This is a genomic window from Aminobacter sp. AP02, from assembly GCF_003148805.1.
Classification (GTDB): Bacteria; Pseudomonadota; Alphaproteobacteria; order Rhizobiales; family Rhizobiaceae; genus Aminobacter.
Genome location: NZ_QGGX01000010.1, coordinates 137620 through 152059 on the forward strand (window position 1 = coordinate 137620; position 14440 = coordinate 152059).

Genomic DNA, 14440 nt, shown 5'->3' on the forward strand with positions numbered 1-14440 from the left:
TCGTCATGGCGTGGTTCGAGCAATTCCTGGTCAAGTATCCCGAGCTTGCGGTCTTCGCGGCGATCAGCATCGGCTATCTGATCGGTGGCATTAAGTTCGGAGGTTTCAGCCTTGGGCCGGTGACTGGCTCCCTGTTTGCGGGCATCCTGATCGGCCAGTTCGCCGAAGTGCCGGTCTCAAGTACGGCGAAGTCGTTCCTGTTTCTGCTCTTCCTCTTCGGCATCGGCTATTCGGTCGGGCCGCAATTCCTGCAGGCCCTGAAGCGCGACGGTATGAAACCGGTGTTGCTCGCCGTGGTCGTGTGCGTGACCGGACTGCTCACGGCGATCGTCGTTGCCAAGACGCTCGGCCTCGATCCGGGCTTTTCGGCGGGGCTCCTTTCTGGGTCACTCACCGAGAGCCCGGCCATGGGCACGGCAACCGAGGCGATCAACGCTCTTCCACTGCCTGAGGCAGACCGCGCGCGGTTTGTGGCCCACATCGCCGTGGCAGACGCGGTCTGCTACATATTCGGTGCGGTTGGCGTCATCCTGTTTTGCAGCGTCGTCGGCCCCAAGCTGCTCGGCATCGACCTTGCCGCCGAGGCGCTGAAGCTGGAGCAGGAGCTGGGCATCAAGCGCGTCGCGGCCGGGGTCTCCTCGGCCTGGCACAGATTCGAGCTGCGCGCATACCTCATCGCGGAGAATGCGCCGGTCGCTGGGCTGTCCGTAAAGGATGCCGAAAGCACGTTTCCTGAACAACGGCTTTTCATCCAGCGTGTACGGCGGGGCGGCGCGATCCTTGAGGCAGCACCAGAACTTGTCATCAAACCCGGTGATGTCGTTGCCGTGTCGGGCCGGCGAGAGACGCTGGTGGAGGTGATTGAACAGCGCGCCGAAGAAGTCGAGGATCCGGAACTTCTCGATGTTCCGGTTTCGATCCTGGACGTTCTGGTGACTCATCCGGATCCCTCAGGCCGGAGCATCGAAGACGTGTCGAAGGAGAGCTGGGCAAGGAGCGTCTATCTCCGCAGCATCACACGCGGGGGGCAAGACATCCCTTTCGCGCCCGGAATCACGATCGAACGTGGCGACATCGTGCGGCTGGTAGGACCAGAGGCTGTGGTGTCGCGTGCCGCTGAGCGCATAGGGGTCGTCGTTGCACCAACGACAGCGACCGACTTCTTCGTGCTTGGCCTTGCGATCTTCCTTGGCGGGCTTGTCGGCGTTCTAGTCACCATACCCATCGCGGGCATGCGGATTTCCTTGAGCACCAGCGTCGGCACGCTGCTGGCCGGTTTGGTCGTCGGGCACTTGCGCACGCGCTTCCCTCTCTTTGGCCGTATACCCGACGCTGCGGTGTCACTGATGACCGCACTCGGCCTTGCCGCGTTCGTTGCGATGACCGGACTTCATGCTGGACCAGTGTTTGTGTCGGCCATCGCCGAAGTGGGCGTCGGCCTTCTGTTCGGCGGCATGATCGTCACCTTGATGCCCATGATCGTGGGGCTTTACGTTGGCCGCTACCTGCTGCGCATGAATCCCATACTGCTGCTTGGGGGGCTGGCCGGCGCCCAGACCATGACGGCCGGCATGGCTGCCGTTCAGGAGCGGTCCGGCAGTCCGGTAGCCGTGCTCGGCTACACGCCGGCGGTTCCAATCGGCCATATCTTGCTCACGACATGGGGTACGGTAATCGTGGGAGTTATGGCCAACTGATGTCTGCCGGCGAATCAGGTGCTGAGGCGATGCCTAAAAAGTCACCCGTCAAACTCAATGCCATTCAAATAAGGCGAATATTTTTTTCTGCGCTTCTGAAGAATTTGTATGTTCTGTGGCCAATCGTATCAGGAGTTCTCCTGGCTATGGTTGGAGCTGGGGTTGTCGCGGGCAGAATAGAGGGATGGAGTGTTGGTGAGTCCCTTTATTTCACCTTCGTAACTGGCCTTACGATCGGCTACGGAGACTTTTCACCAACGCATTTCCTGACGCGGCTGCTGGCGGTGCTGATTGGTTTTTCAGGCATCGTGCTGACAGGGCTGGTTGCAGCTGTCAGCGTCCAGTCACTGCGTGCGACCGAAGCCGAGGATCCTGATAAAAAATAGGCTCACTCGACGATACGCATGCCGGCTCCGGTATGGGGCGGTTGCGACCGACAGGTTGGAAAGCTGGTCGACGATTGCAGGCATGGAATATTCTGTGACCAGGATAAGGAAGGGGACCGCGACCATGCTTCTCTTGCTCAAGGAAATCCGCGGCAATCCCATTCTCTGGCTGTTGGCATTTGTGCCTATGGTGTTCGTCGCGCAGCAGCTTGAGCCCGAAGCGCATACGCTGCTTTTCGTGCTTTCCGTCCTGGCGATCGTGCCTCTGGCCACGTTGTTGAGTTCCGCGACGGAGGCGGTGGCGGCCAAGACTGGCGATACCGTTGGCGGCCTGCTCAACGCCACGCTTGGGAACCTGACCGAGCTCGTCATCGCACTGGCTGCGCTGCGTGCCGGCCAGTACACATTGGTGAAGGCGTCGATTGCCGGAGCAATTGTTACCAATACGCTGTTCATGCTCGGCGCGTCTTTCCTGCTCGGCGGCCTCAAATACCACACCCAGGAATTCAACCGAGACAGTGCGCGGCTACAAACATGTCTGCTGTTTCTGGCGACGATCGCGATCATGACGCCGTCCGCGATCCTGGATTCCGGCTCCTTTTCCACGCCGGCCTTCACTCACCAATTGAGCTTGGGGCTTTCAGTCTTGCTGATCGGCACCTATGCCTTGGGCCTGCTCTTTTCGCTAAAGACACATCGCGAATTCTTCGGGAGCGCGTCCCATCACGAGGCCGGCGACGAAATATGGCCTATGGGTCTTGCGCTTGCGGTCCTGGCTGGCGTGACTGTGCTCGTGGCGTTGGTCAGCGAGGTTTTCGTCGAGTCGGTGCAGGAAGCGGCGGTCACCTTCGGCATGACTCCCGCATTCGTGGGCTTTATCGTCGTTGCGTTGGTTGGTGGTGCTGCCGAAATGGCCTCCGCCTTTTCTGGTGCCCGCAAGAACAGGCTGGATTTGAGCGTGGGCATCGCGCTGGGGAGCGCCGCCCAGATCGCGCTCTTCGTTGCGCCGGTACTGGTTCTGCTGAGCTACGTCATCGGCCCTGCGCCGATGGATCTGCGGTTCTGGCCTGGCGCGGTAGTCATGGTGCTCATCTCGACGATGACCGCGTTTTTGACGACGACTACCGGACGCTCGGCGTGGTTTTTGGGAGTGTTCGTGCTGATGATCTACGTGGTCTTTGCCATGACGCTTTATTTGCTGCCGCCAAACGTACAGTGAATGGACGAGTGGGACGGACAATGTCGCCGTCGTCGCAATCGTGAGCGAGGTCGGTCCGGACGCTAAGGCTTTTGAACTAGTTCGTTCGTCAAAGATTCCACAGGCACTGGGTCCGGCTTTGGGATAGACTTGACCCGGGTCGAATTTGGCTAAGCTGCCGGCGCTCATCGGTAACAATGCGGGCGCGCTATCGGCGGGCGCAGCTGTCCCTGGATGGGAGGTCGGTCATGGATGACAAACCCGGCGCAGTCTCGGATCTGGTTGAGGCCGAAAGCGAAAAATTCGAAACCGGAAAAATCAAAAACAAGGCATATCTGAAGAAACTCAGAAAGCTGCAGGCCGAACTCTGCACGATGCAGGAATGGGTCAAGGAGACTGGCCAGCGCATCGTCATCGTGTTTGAAGGGCGCGACGCCGCCGGCAAGGGCGGGGTCATCCGGGCGCTTACCGAGAAGGTGAGCCCACGCATATTTCGGGTTGTAGCACTTCCGGCTCCGTCTGACCGCCAGAAGAGCCAGATCTATATTCAACGCTACATTGAGCACTTTCCGGCTGCTGGTGAAGTAGTTATCTTTGATAGAAGCTGGTACAACCGTGCTGGTGTTGAATATGTCATGGGGTTTTGCACAAAAGAACAGAGAAGAACATTCCTTGAATTGTGTCCGAAAATTGAGAATGTATTTATAGGCAATGGAATTACGTTAATTAAGTATTGGCTCGAAGTAGGTAACGAGGAGCAAAAAAAGCGATTTGAAGCCCGGATCGAAGATCGATTGCGTCAATGGAAGCTGTCGGCGATGGATCTTCCGTCGCGTGAGCGATGGTATGAGTATTCCCGGGCGCGTGATGTCATGTTCGAGGCTACCGACACCGACGAGTCGCCCTGGCACATAGTTCGTTCCGACGATCAGAAACGGGCGCGGCTCAACTGTATTGCTCATCTGCTTTCAATCACTCCCTACGAGCCTGTTCCGAGGCCGGAGGTGAAGTTGCCCAAGCGTTCGACAAAGCACGCCTATGACGATGAGGCGACCATCAGCGGCCGACGTTGGATTCCGGAGAAATTCTGACGCCGTCGGCTGCTTGGCGCCGCTGCTCTGGCGATCACGACTGATACGGCCCTTGGCGCGGCATGGGGAATGGAACTGACTAGCTAAGAGGAAAGTTCGATGTCCGACGACCTGGCGAATCTTTTACCAACCGCGAACGAATTGAGGCAAAGGGCAGCACTGGCGGAAGCCGAGAAAGCATCTGAGGCGATCAAGCTGAAGGCTGCTGAAGACGCCGAAAAGAAGGCACTGCTCGATCGCCTGATCAAGCCTTCAGGTGTTTCCGATGAAGAGGCCTTGAAGCGCGTCGCCACGATCATTCAGCGCGCCGTGAGCAACGGTAAGACCGAAGTCCAGGTCTATCGTTTTCCGAACTCGTTGTGCACGGATGGCGGTCGCGCCATCAATCAGCAGGAGCGGGGCTGGGAGACCACGCTGACCGGCCTTCCCAAGGAAATGTATGAATTCTGGCAGAGGCAATTGCAGCCGCGCGGGTACAAATTGTCGATGCAGATCGTGGACTTCTCGAGCGGTGTTCCAGGGGATGTGGGCGTAATGCTCAAATGGACGTGACGCTGCCCGATAGCTGCTTCGCCGCGCGAAGTTGAAATCTTCGAAGCAGGCGCGAAACTCTCTGACGGCACGGCAGAGGATAAGGACTGACATGTCCTTGAGCGAACTTAAGCAAGGCGGGCTTGGCAACCTGGTTCCGGCGACGCGCTGGTTGCGGGGATACGAGGGCAAGTGGTTTCGTGCTGACCTTGTTGCCGGACTTACACTCGCGGCCTACATGATGCCAGCGGGTATCGGCGATGCCTCCCTCGCGGGGTTGCCTCCCGAAGCCGGTCTTTATGCCTGCCTCTTCTCCGGTCTCGTATTCTGGCTGTTCTGCAGTTCCCGCCATACCGCGATAAGCGTTACGTCAGCCATTTCGCTGCTTGTCGGAGCCACGCTTGGGGGAATGGCGGGCGGCGATATGGCGCGTTATGCAGCGCTGGCGTCGTGCACGGCCTTGATGGTCGCAACCATGGCGCTCATGGTCTGGGCCGTGCATGGCGGGGCAGTAATCGCTTTCGTATCCGAGACGGTGATGACCGGGTTCAAGGCCGGGGTGGCTTTGCTATTGGCGAGCACACAATTGCCGAAGCTGTTCGGATTTGCAGGCGGGCATGGCGATTTCTGGGAGCGGATCGGGCACTTCTTTTCTCATCTGAACGAAACCAATGTGGCGGCCTTGATCCTCGGCGTAAGCGCACTGGCGCTGCTGTTGCTCGGCAAGAAATACCTGCCGAACAGACCTGTGGCACTCTTCGTCGTGGTGGCCGGAATCCTCGTTGCCCAATGGGCCAATCTTGGGGATCGTGGTGTGAAGCTGCTTGGAGAGGTTCCGCAGGGCCTGCCGCCAATTGGATTGCCGGCGGTACAGTGGGCAGACTTGAACGATTTGCTGCCGTTGGCCATGGCCTGCTTGCTTTTGGGGGCGGTCGAAACGGCTGCGATCGGTCGCACGTTCGCGCGCAAGCACGCCTACAAGCTCGATACCAATCAGGATCTGCTTGCGCTCGCCGCAGCCAATCTCGCCGCGGGCATCGGGCAAGGCTATCCGGTCAGTGGCGGTCTGTCTCAATCGTTGGTCAACGAGAGCAGCGGAGCCCGTACGCCGCTGTCGGGCCTGTTCGCCGCATTCTTCATCCTGCTGGTGGTGATCCTGCTGTCGGGAACGTTGCGCGATCTGCCCCAGCCGGTGCTTGCCGCAGTGGTGCTCGTGGCAGTGACCGGGCTTGTGCAAGTCCAGGCCTTGAAACGGCTTTGGGCGTTTAGCCGGACGGAGTTTGCGGTGGCGGCAGCCGCGTTCCTTGGCGTGCTCGGTTCGGGTATCTTGCGCGGCGTCCTGATTGGAGCCGTGATCTCCATTATTATCCTGTTGCGGAACAGTTCGCGGCCCCAGGCAACGGAACTGGGACGTGTCCCGGGAACCGACTATTTCGATGATCTCGCCCGGCAGTCGACCAATGAGCAAGTGCCCGGGGTTTTCATCTTTCGCAGCAGTGGCGCGATTCTCTATTTCAACGTTGATGCGTTGAACGACAGGTTTTTCGAGATGCTGGACAGCCGGCCGATCGACACGCGCCTTGCAGTGTTTTTCATGGGCTCGGTGCCTGTCCTGGATCTCGCGGGCCTGGAAATGCTGGAAGAAATTCATCGAAAGTTGCGCGAGCGCGGGATCGAATTCTCGCTGGCCGATACTTTAGGCAGTGTTCGCGAAACGCTTGGCCGGGCAGGGTTCAAGGACGATGGCGGGCCGGTGACCGCCAATGAGCCCTTGGCCGAGGTGATCCGTCGTTGGCAACAAAGCTCCGGCGGTTCGATCGCCAGACAGCGGCATGACTGATCCACCATTGCCGCCAGAGACGTATTGTGAAAATTGCCTTGCTGTCCGAAACGGCCCGAAGCACTGCTGTTCGGCCTGGTGTCCGGTAACTGCCAATACCTTGAATTCCTGCGGGTTCGGCGAGAATTTCGCCCAACTTAAATGCGCTTGCCAGATGACGGCATCTGCGCAAAAACTATTCCAAGGACCGCTTGTCGAGCGGTAGTGAAGTTACATCATTGTCGGACCATCGTCACAACCGAGCTGTCAAAGAGTGATGGCAAGCAAGTGGGGTTCTCAATCAATGGCTACAGTAACGTCCTGCCAAAATTCGGGCTTGAAGGCACGCTGGCTGATTGCTTTTGCTGCCGCATCGGCATTGCAGTTAACGCCGATCTACGGCGTTCAAGCACATGCCGATGAGTCGGCATTTGATGACTTCCCGTTCCTGGTGCATTGCAGCTTTAGCGGCCTAAGTCGAGCCTTTTATCTATCGACAATTGGCCCGGATGGAGTTGCCATTTATATCTCGCCAGACAGGCAGGCCGGGACAATAACGATCAAAGGCAAGGCCGAGCCTGTAGGAGCGGACGGGAGCGGAAGCTGCGCCGGCAAAACGCTTGAGCAATTGCGGTCGGTTGGCCAAGCCTACTATCTGGCGCGCTGAGTCGCTTCCGAGCGAAAGCGCGTCCGTGCGGGTTAGTCAGCCCGCCGCCTAGTCCGTCTTCTGCCGTAACACGCAGCGGAAGCTGACGTGGCTCGTCGAGGTGTCGACTGGCTCGGCATGCCGCGCGGCGGGCCGGTAACGACGGCAATAATTGGGCGCGCACAGATGCGAGCCGCCCTTCAACACCTTGCGCGGGATCCTGATCTGCGGCTGGTTCGGGTCGAAGCTCGACTCAATGGGGCCGCCGCGCGGATTGGTCGGCACGCAGCAGGCTTTCGGCGCATCCTCGGTGTGCTTGGTCGACCAGAAGTCGCTGGTCCATTCCCAGACATTGCCGATCATGTCGTAGAGACCGTAGGCGTTGGCGGGAAATGCTGTCACCGGCGAGGTGCGGTCGTTGCCGTCGCTCTTGAGGTTCTCGTGCGGGAACGTGCCTTGCCAGGTGTTGGCCATGTGCTTGCCGCCGGGGGTGAGTTCGTCGCCCCAGGCGTATTCGGCGTCTTCGAGCCCGGCGCGGCCAGCGAACTCCCACTCGGCTTCGGTGGGCAGTTCCTTGCCGGCCCATTTGGCATAAGCCTCGGCGTCGCAGTATGCGACATGAACCACCGGATGTTCGTCGAGCCCTTTGATGTTGCTGCCCGGACCATACGGCCGGCGCCAGTTGGCACCGAACTTGAAAGCCCACCACTGCCCCCAGTTCCGCAGGTCGACCGGGCCTTTCGGCGGCGAAAAGATCAGCGATCCGGCTTGCAGCATATGCGGCAGGGCGCCTGGATAGTCAGCCGGGTTTGGCGGGATCTCGGCGAAGGTGGTGTAGTTGGTAGCCTCGACGAAACGCCTGAACTGGCGATTGGTGACAGGGGTCTTGTCCATGAAGAACCCGTCGACGCTGACGCGGTGGGCAGGGCGCTCCTCGGCATAGTGCCTGTCCGAGCCCATTCGGAACGTGCCGCCTGGAATCCACAGCATGTCCGCCTTGCCGATGACTGGGCTTTCGTTCATCGCGATATCTCTTTCAACGGCGTTTGCACGGCGAGGCAGCATACACCTTGCCCTTGTCGTGTCGACCTTTTCGCTGCCCGGCACATGCGCACTGGGCCTCAGGATTTCTCATCGGCAAGCTGCTTTCGGGCCTTGTCCATCTCCTGCAAGACCTCGTCGCCAACCTCCGGGAATTTCGGGTCGAGCTTCTGCAGCCGGTCAACGATGGTTGCCGCAATGACCAGGCGCGTGAACCATTTGTTATCGGCCGGCACGACATGCCAGGGCGCACTTTTCGTCGCCGTGTGCCGGATCATGTCCTCATAGGCGTCCATGTAGGCGCTCCAGTGCTGGCGCTCGACAAGATCCTGGCTGGAGAATTTCCAGCGCTTTTCCGGGTCTTCGATGCGTTCCATGAAACGCCGCTTCTGCTCGTCCTTCGAAACGTGGAGGAAAAACTTGAGAAGGATCGTGCCGTTGCGCGCCAGGTGCTTTTCGAAGGTGCAGATGTCTTCGAAACGCTCCTTCCAGATGTCGTCGGTCACAAGGTCCGGCGGCAGGTTCTGGCTGGCGAGGATTTCCGGGTGCACGCGAGCGACGAGAACTTCTTCGTAATAGGAACGGTTGAAAATGCCGACGCGGCCGCGCTCCGGCAGCCTGACTGCGCAGCGCCAAAGGTAGTCGTGGCGCAGTTCGGTCGAACTCGGTGCCTTGAATGAAGTCACGTCGCAGCCTTGGGGGTTGACCCCGGACATGACGTGTTCGATGGCGCTGTCCTTGCCCGCTGCGTCCATGGCCTGCAGGACGATCAGCACCGACCAGCGCCCTTCGGCGTAAAGCCGTTCCTGCAGCCCGCGCAGGCGCTTCACGCCTGCTTCCAGCAGTTCTTTGGCGTCGTCCTTTTCGATGTCGAGGCCACACGTGTCGCCCGGATTGCAGTCGCCAAGCTGGAACTTCCGGCCCTTCTTCACCCGAAAGGTCTTGACGATTTCGGCTGGCAGCATGTCGGTGCCTCTAATGGGGGCGGTGCGCCGCCGGCTATTTTGCCGGCGGATAGATGGTGAGCCAGTCGCTCTTCATGTCGACGATGGTCCAGCCCTTGGCGGTGCCTTCATCGAGCGCCTTGTCGAGCTTGCCGATATGCGACTGGCGATCATAGGCCCATTCGCGGTCGGCATCGGTGTGGTGGACAATGCCGATGAAGCGCGCGCCGTCGCCGGCCGCGGTCCATTCCAGCATCTGCTGGTCGCCATCCGAGTTGCCGAAGGCGAGGATCGGGCGGCGGCCGATGAAATTGTTGATGCCCGAAGGCTTGCCTGGGCCGTCGTCGATGAACTCGACCTTGGGCTCCTTGACCAGAACCGGCTTGCCGTCTCGCAATTCGAACTTTGTCACCCCGGCCGATCCGATGACCTGTTCGGGAGGAATGCCATAGGCCTTTTCAGCGAAGCCGCGCATGAATTCGACGCCACCGCCCGAGACGATGAACGTCTTGAAGCCGTTGGCGCGGAGATAGCCAAGAAGCTCCAGTTGCGGCTGGTAGACCAGTTCGTCGTAGGGGCGATCGAAGCGGGGGTGGCGCGCTGTTTTCAACCAATCGGCAACGATGGCGGCATATTCATCCGTGGTCATGCCCGAATGGCTCACCGCCATCAGCTCCATCAGGCCCTTTTCGCCCGATGCGGCGAGCCCTTTTATATCGCCTGCCAGCACTGACTTGAAAGGCTCGGTGTCCTTCCATTCCGGGTGCTGTGGCGCCATCGCCTTGATGCGGTCGAGAGCAAAAGCCAGCTGGAAATACATCGGCTGCTCCGACCACAGTGTTCCGTCATTGTCGAAGACAGCGATGCGTTCTTGGGGTTTTACGAAATCCGCTCCGCCATCCTTCGTCACCTTGGCGACGAAATCGGTGATCGCCGACTTCACCGCGCCGTCCTTCCACGACGGCAACGGGTCCGATTGGGCGAAGGCGCTGGAGACAAGTGCCAGCAAAAGGAGAGGAAGTGCCAGGAATGTTTGCAGGAAGAAGTTGCGTGAGGGGGTCGTCAAAATCGCCTCCGACTGAACTGCTCATCTGCAATGCTATCTGTGTTTTCGCCAATCCTCCAGAGCAAAACCGAACGCCGTTTTTCATTAGCACTCGTTGATAGTAATACAATCTCATACAGGCACCGAAGCGCCGCCGACTATCGCTTCATTTACAAGATGTAAGCTTTGATACCGAAACATCTGCTGGCACAAGAATTCCTGTTACGTTCCGTCTTCCCTAGCGTGAAGTGCGCCAATACACTGATCATGCCGAATGGAGGTCCGGCACAAAGTCCGTCGACATTTTGATGGGCACTCCCTGTCTTGAAAGCACCGGTTCGTTCCAACTGATTTCGCTCAGGAGTATGACTATGCGGAAGGGAAGTATTTTGAGGGCGGCAATGATCGCCGCGGCCAGTTGTTTGGCCATCGGGGCGGTTTCATCCGCCAGCGCGCAGGACGCGCAAAAACCCAACATCCTCGTCATCTTCGGCGACGACATCGGCCAGACCAACATATCAGCCTATTCCATGGGCTTGGTGGGATACAAGACACCCAACATCGACCGCATCGCCAAGGAAGGCATGATGTTCACGGATTATTATGCCGAGAACAGCTGCACGGCAGGGCGCTCGACATTCATTACGGGTCAGGTGTGCTTGCGGACGGGCCTCTGCAAGGTCGGCGCTCCCGGCGCGGCTGTTGGCCTGCAGGATCGCGACGTAACGATTGCCCAGGCGCTGAAGCCGCTTGGCTATGCAACCGGCCAGTTCGGTAAGAACCATCTAGGCGACCGCGACGAGTACCTGCCGACCAAGCACGGCTTCGACGAGTTCTTCGGCAATCTTTATCATCTCAATGCCGAGCAAGAGCCCGAGAGTCCCAATTGGCCGAAGGACGACCCGGAATTTCTCAAGGCTTACAACCCCCGCGGCGTGCTGCACAGTTTCGCCGACGGCAAGATCGAGGACACCGGTCCGCTGACGATCAAGCGTATGGAGACGATCGACGACGAGACGACGGCTGCAGCCATCGACTTCATAAACCGCCAGGCCAAGGCCAAGAAGCCTTTCTTCACTTGGATGAACACGACGCGCATGCATGCCTTCACTCACGTGCGTGAATCGATGCGCGGCCAAAGCGGGATGCCCGACAACGAATATGGCGACGGGATGATCGAGCACGACGGCGACGTCGGCAAGCTGCTGAAGGCGCTCGACGACCTCGGCATCGCCGACAACACGATCGTAGTCTACACAACCGACAACGGCCCAAACCAGTGGTCGTGGCCGGACGCGGCGACGACACCCTTCCGCAGCGAAAAGGACACCAACTGGGAAGGCGCCTTCCGCGTGCCGGCAATGGTGCGTTGGCCCGGACAAATTGAGCCCGGACAGATTTCGAACGAGATGGTTTCGGGGCTCGACTGGTTTCCGACACTGCTGGCGGCGGGCGGCGACGCCACCATCAAGGACGAGCTGCTGAAGGGTAAGCAGATCGGTGACAAGCAGTTCAAGGTGCATCTCGACGGCTTCAACCAGCTTGACTACCTGACGGGCAAGTCGCCGAAAAGCGCACGCAACGAGTTCTTTTACTTCAATGACGATGGCGATCTGGTGGCCACGCGTTTCGACGACTGGAAAGTCGTCTTTGAAGAACAACGTTTGCCTGGCGGCTTTGACGTCTGGGCAAATCCCTTCACGAAACTCCGCGTTCCGAAGCTGTTCAATCTTCGCACGGACCCCTACGAGCGCGCCGATATCGTTTCGGACCAGTACAACGATTGGCGGGTCAGGAATGATTTTCTGTTCGTGAAAGGGGTCATGAAGTCGGCCGCCATTCTGGAGACCTTTGTCGAATACCCGCCCAGTCAGCGGCCGGCAAGCTTCAGCGTCGATCAGATTCGCGAGGAGGTCGACAAGGCCATCGAGAAGCACTTCGAAGAGCAACAAAAGAAGCAATAGCCTGGGCTATTCACGTTCCCATGCTGCGACGCGCCAACCCACAGGTTGGCGCGTCCTTTAACAGACACGCAAAATTGAGGTCGCCATGACCGCACGCGACGACATCATCGACCTCGGCAAACGCATCGGCCAGTCGATCATCGGCCAGGATGCCATGGTCGAGCGCCTGTTGCTGGGGCTGTTGAGCGACGGCCATCTGCTGGTCGAGGGCTTGCCCGGTCTTGCCAAGACCCGCGCCATCAAGAGCCTTGCCAAGAACCTCGACGCCAAGCTCTCGCGCGTCCAGTTCACGCCCGACCTTCTGCCGTCCGACATTACCGGCTCGGAAGTCTATTTCACGGAAGCAGGCAAAGGAGAGTTCAGGTTCCAGCAAGGACCTATCTTTGCCAATCTCGTTCTCGCCGACGAGATCAACCGAGCGCCCGCCAAGGTGCAGTCCGCTCTGCTGGAGGCGATGGAGGAGCGGCAGGTCACCGTTGGCGGCGACAGCCACCCATTGCCCGAATTGTTCCTCGTCATGGCAACGCAGAACCCGATCGAGCAGGAAGGCACCTATCCGCTGCCCGAGGCGCAGCTCGACCGTTTTCTGATGCACGTGCGGGTCGACTATCCGGCCCGCGAAGCCGAGGCCCAGATCATGCGGCTGGTGCGGGGGGAAGAAAACAGCAGCGGCAAACCCGCAGGCAAGCAGGCGGCCAAGCTCGACCAGAAATCGGTCTTCGATGCGCGCCAGCAGATCGGTGCAATCACCGTTTCCGAACCGGTCGAGAACTACATCGTTGCCCTCGTCTACGCGACACGCGAGCCGGCCAAGCTAGACAAGGACCTGGCAAGCTGGATTCAGGTTGGTGTCAGTCCGCGCGGTTCGATCGGGCTCGACAAGGTGTCTCGCTCCAACGCCTGGCTCAACGGACGTGACTATGTCAGTCCCGACGATGTGAAGGCGGTGGTGCATGACGTTTTCCGTCATCGCCTGATATTGTCCTACGAGGCGCATGCCGCCGGCGTCACCGCCGACCAGGTGGTCGACCGTGTCGTTGAACTTGTGGCGGTGGCCTGACGGAGGCATCCATGGGTTTCTCCTTGTCGGCTCTTGGACGGTCGAAGGGCCTGGTCAAGCCGCGCAACGCTGTGCCGGCGCCGGCGAAGGGTGTCTATACGACCGTCGATGAACTGGTGGCGCTGGAGGCCGCGGCACGAGATTTCAATTTCCTCCGCAAGCAGCCCGTCAATCGCCTGCTCGCCGGCCGCCATGCCTCCAACATGCGGGGGCGCGGGCTTTCCTTCGAGGAACTGCGCGACTATCTGCCCGGCGACGACGTCCGCACCATCGATTGGCGGGTGACGGCGCGCACCGGCAAGCCTTTCGTTCGCGTCTATGACGAGGAGAAGGACCGGCCAGCGCTGATCGTCGTCGACCAGCGCATGAACATGTTTTTCGGCAGCCGCCTGATGATGAAATCGGTGTCGGCGGCGGAGACGGCGGCGCTCTGCGCCTGGCGGGTGATGAACCTCGGCGACCGCGTCGGCGGCTTAGTCTTCAACGACACCCGCATCGACGAGCTGAGGCCTCATCGCAGCCGGGCCGCCGTCATCCAGCTCGCCGGTGCGATCGCCGGGCAGAATGCCGAATTGAGGGCAGACTTGTCCGATCATCGCGGCTCGGGCCAACTCGACCTTGCACTCGAGGCTGTGGCCAATGTCGCGCGCCACGATCATCTGGTCATCGTCATCAGCGATTTTGAAGGCCACGGCCCGCGCACCCGCGACCTGCTGTTGCGGCTGACCATCAGCAACGACGTGATCGCGGTGCTGGTCTACGATCCTTTCATGCTCGACCTGCCTGAGACCGGCCAAATCGTCGTCAGCGGCGGCAGCATGCAGGCCGAGCTGCCGCTCGGACACGGCAAGGTCAGGGGCGGCGTCGCGGATTTTGCCAGAAAACGCGGCGAGGAGTTAATGGCCTGGCAGCAGGAGCTGGGCCTGCCGATGCTTTTGGTTTCCGCAGCCGAGGCAACTGCACCGCAACTGCGCCGCACGCTCGGCCAGCTTGCCTGGCGGCAGAGGAGGCGGTGACG

At 59.7% G+C, this 14440-nt stretch carries 13 protein-coding genes; 10 read left to right on the forward strand and 3 right to left on the reverse strand.

Annotation, left to right across the window (positions count from 1 at the left end; genetic code table 11):
- Positions 1-5: 5 nt before the first annotated feature.
- The 7 genes from aspT (at position 6) to C8K44_RS14960 (ending at position 7389) form a co-directional block, all read left to right on the forward strand.
- Positions 6-1697, forward strand: coding sequence for an aspartate-alanine antiporter (gene aspT / locus C8K44_RS14930; protein WP_109576580.1), 1692 nt, complete (start codon positions 6-8; stop codon positions 1695-1697).
- A 29-nt stretch (positions 1698-1726) separates the two neighbouring features.
- Positions 1727-2083: a potassium channel family protein gene (locus tag C8K44_RS14935; protein WP_109576662.1), complete on the forward strand. Its 357-nt coding sequence runs from the start codon at positions 1727-1729 to the stop codon at positions 2081-2083.
- 124 nt (positions 2084-2207) lie between these two features.
- Positions 2208-3302 carry a calcium/proton exchanger gene (cax, locus tag C8K44_RS14940; RefSeq protein WP_109576581.1) on the forward strand — a complete coding sequence of 365 codons (1095 nt, stop codon included), beginning with the start codon at positions 2208-2210 and terminating at the stop codon, positions 3300-3302.
- Between the two features lie 227 nt (positions 3303-3529).
- On the forward strand, positions 3530-4372 hold the full coding sequence (ppk2, locus tag C8K44_RS14945) for a polyphosphate kinase 2 (protein ID WP_109576663.1): 843 nt from the start codon (positions 3530-3532) through the stop codon (positions 4370-4372).
- 99 nt (positions 4373-4471) lie between these two features.
- The gene (locus C8K44_RS14950; RefSeq protein ID WP_109576582.1) at positions 4472-4924 is read left to right on the forward strand and encodes a hypothetical protein; all 453 of its coding nucleotides are present in this window, start codon (positions 4472-4474) and stop codon (positions 4922-4924) included.
- A 97-nt stretch (positions 4925-5021) separates the two neighbouring features.
- Positions 5022-6743: a SulP family inorganic anion transporter gene (locus C8K44_RS14955; RefSeq protein ID WP_158282737.1), complete on the forward strand. Its 1722-nt coding sequence runs from the start codon at positions 5022-5024 to the stop codon at positions 6741-6743.
- Between the two features lie 283 nt (positions 6744-7026).
- Positions 7027-7389 carry a hypothetical protein gene (locus C8K44_RS14960; protein ID WP_245417490.1) on the forward strand — a complete coding sequence of 121 codons (363 nt, stop codon included), beginning with the start codon at positions 7027-7029 and terminating at the stop codon, positions 7387-7389.
- Between the two features lie 48 nt (positions 7390-7437).
- Here the strand turns inward: C8K44_RS14960 and C8K44_RS14965 are convergent, their stop codons facing one another.
- From C8K44_RS14965 to C8K44_RS14975, 3 genes are all read right to left on the reverse strand, one after another.
- A complete protein-coding gene (locus C8K44_RS14965; RefSeq protein WP_109576584.1) occupies positions 7438-8391 on the reverse strand; it encodes a formylglycine-generating enzyme family protein in 954 nt (317 codons plus the stop codon).
- Between the two features lie 98 nt (positions 8392-8489).
- Positions 8490-9374: a polyphosphate kinase 2 family protein gene (locus C8K44_RS14970; protein ID WP_109576585.1), complete on the reverse strand. Its 885-nt coding sequence runs from the start codon at positions 9372-9374 to the stop codon at positions 8490-8492.
- A 34-nt stretch (positions 9375-9408) separates the two neighbouring features.
- The gene (locus tag C8K44_RS14975; RefSeq protein ID WP_245417493.1) at positions 9409-10380 is read right to left on the reverse strand and encodes an HAD family hydrolase; all 972 of its coding nucleotides are present in this window, start codon (positions 10378-10380) and stop codon (positions 9409-9411) included.
- A gap of 419 nt (positions 10381-10799) precedes the next feature.
- Between C8K44_RS14975 and C8K44_RS14980 the strand changes: the two genes are divergently transcribed.
- From C8K44_RS14980 to C8K44_RS14990, 3 genes are all read left to right on the forward strand, one after another.
- The gene (locus tag C8K44_RS14980) at positions 10800-12362 is read left to right on the forward strand and encodes an arylsulfatase (protein ID WP_245417494.1); all 1563 of its coding nucleotides are present in this window, start codon (positions 10800-10802) and stop codon (positions 12360-12362) included.
- A gap of 85 nt (positions 12363-12447) precedes the next feature.
- The gene (locus C8K44_RS14985; protein ID WP_109576586.1) at positions 12448-13422 is read left to right on the forward strand and encodes a MoxR family ATPase; all 975 of its coding nucleotides are present in this window, start codon (positions 12448-12450) and stop codon (positions 13420-13422) included.
- An 11-nt stretch (positions 13423-13433) separates the two neighbouring features.
- Positions 13434-14438: a DUF58 domain-containing protein gene (locus tag C8K44_RS14990; RefSeq protein WP_109576587.1), complete on the forward strand. Its 1005-nt coding sequence runs from the start codon at positions 13434-13436 to the stop codon at positions 14436-14438.
- Positions 14439-14440: the final 2 nt, after the last annotated feature.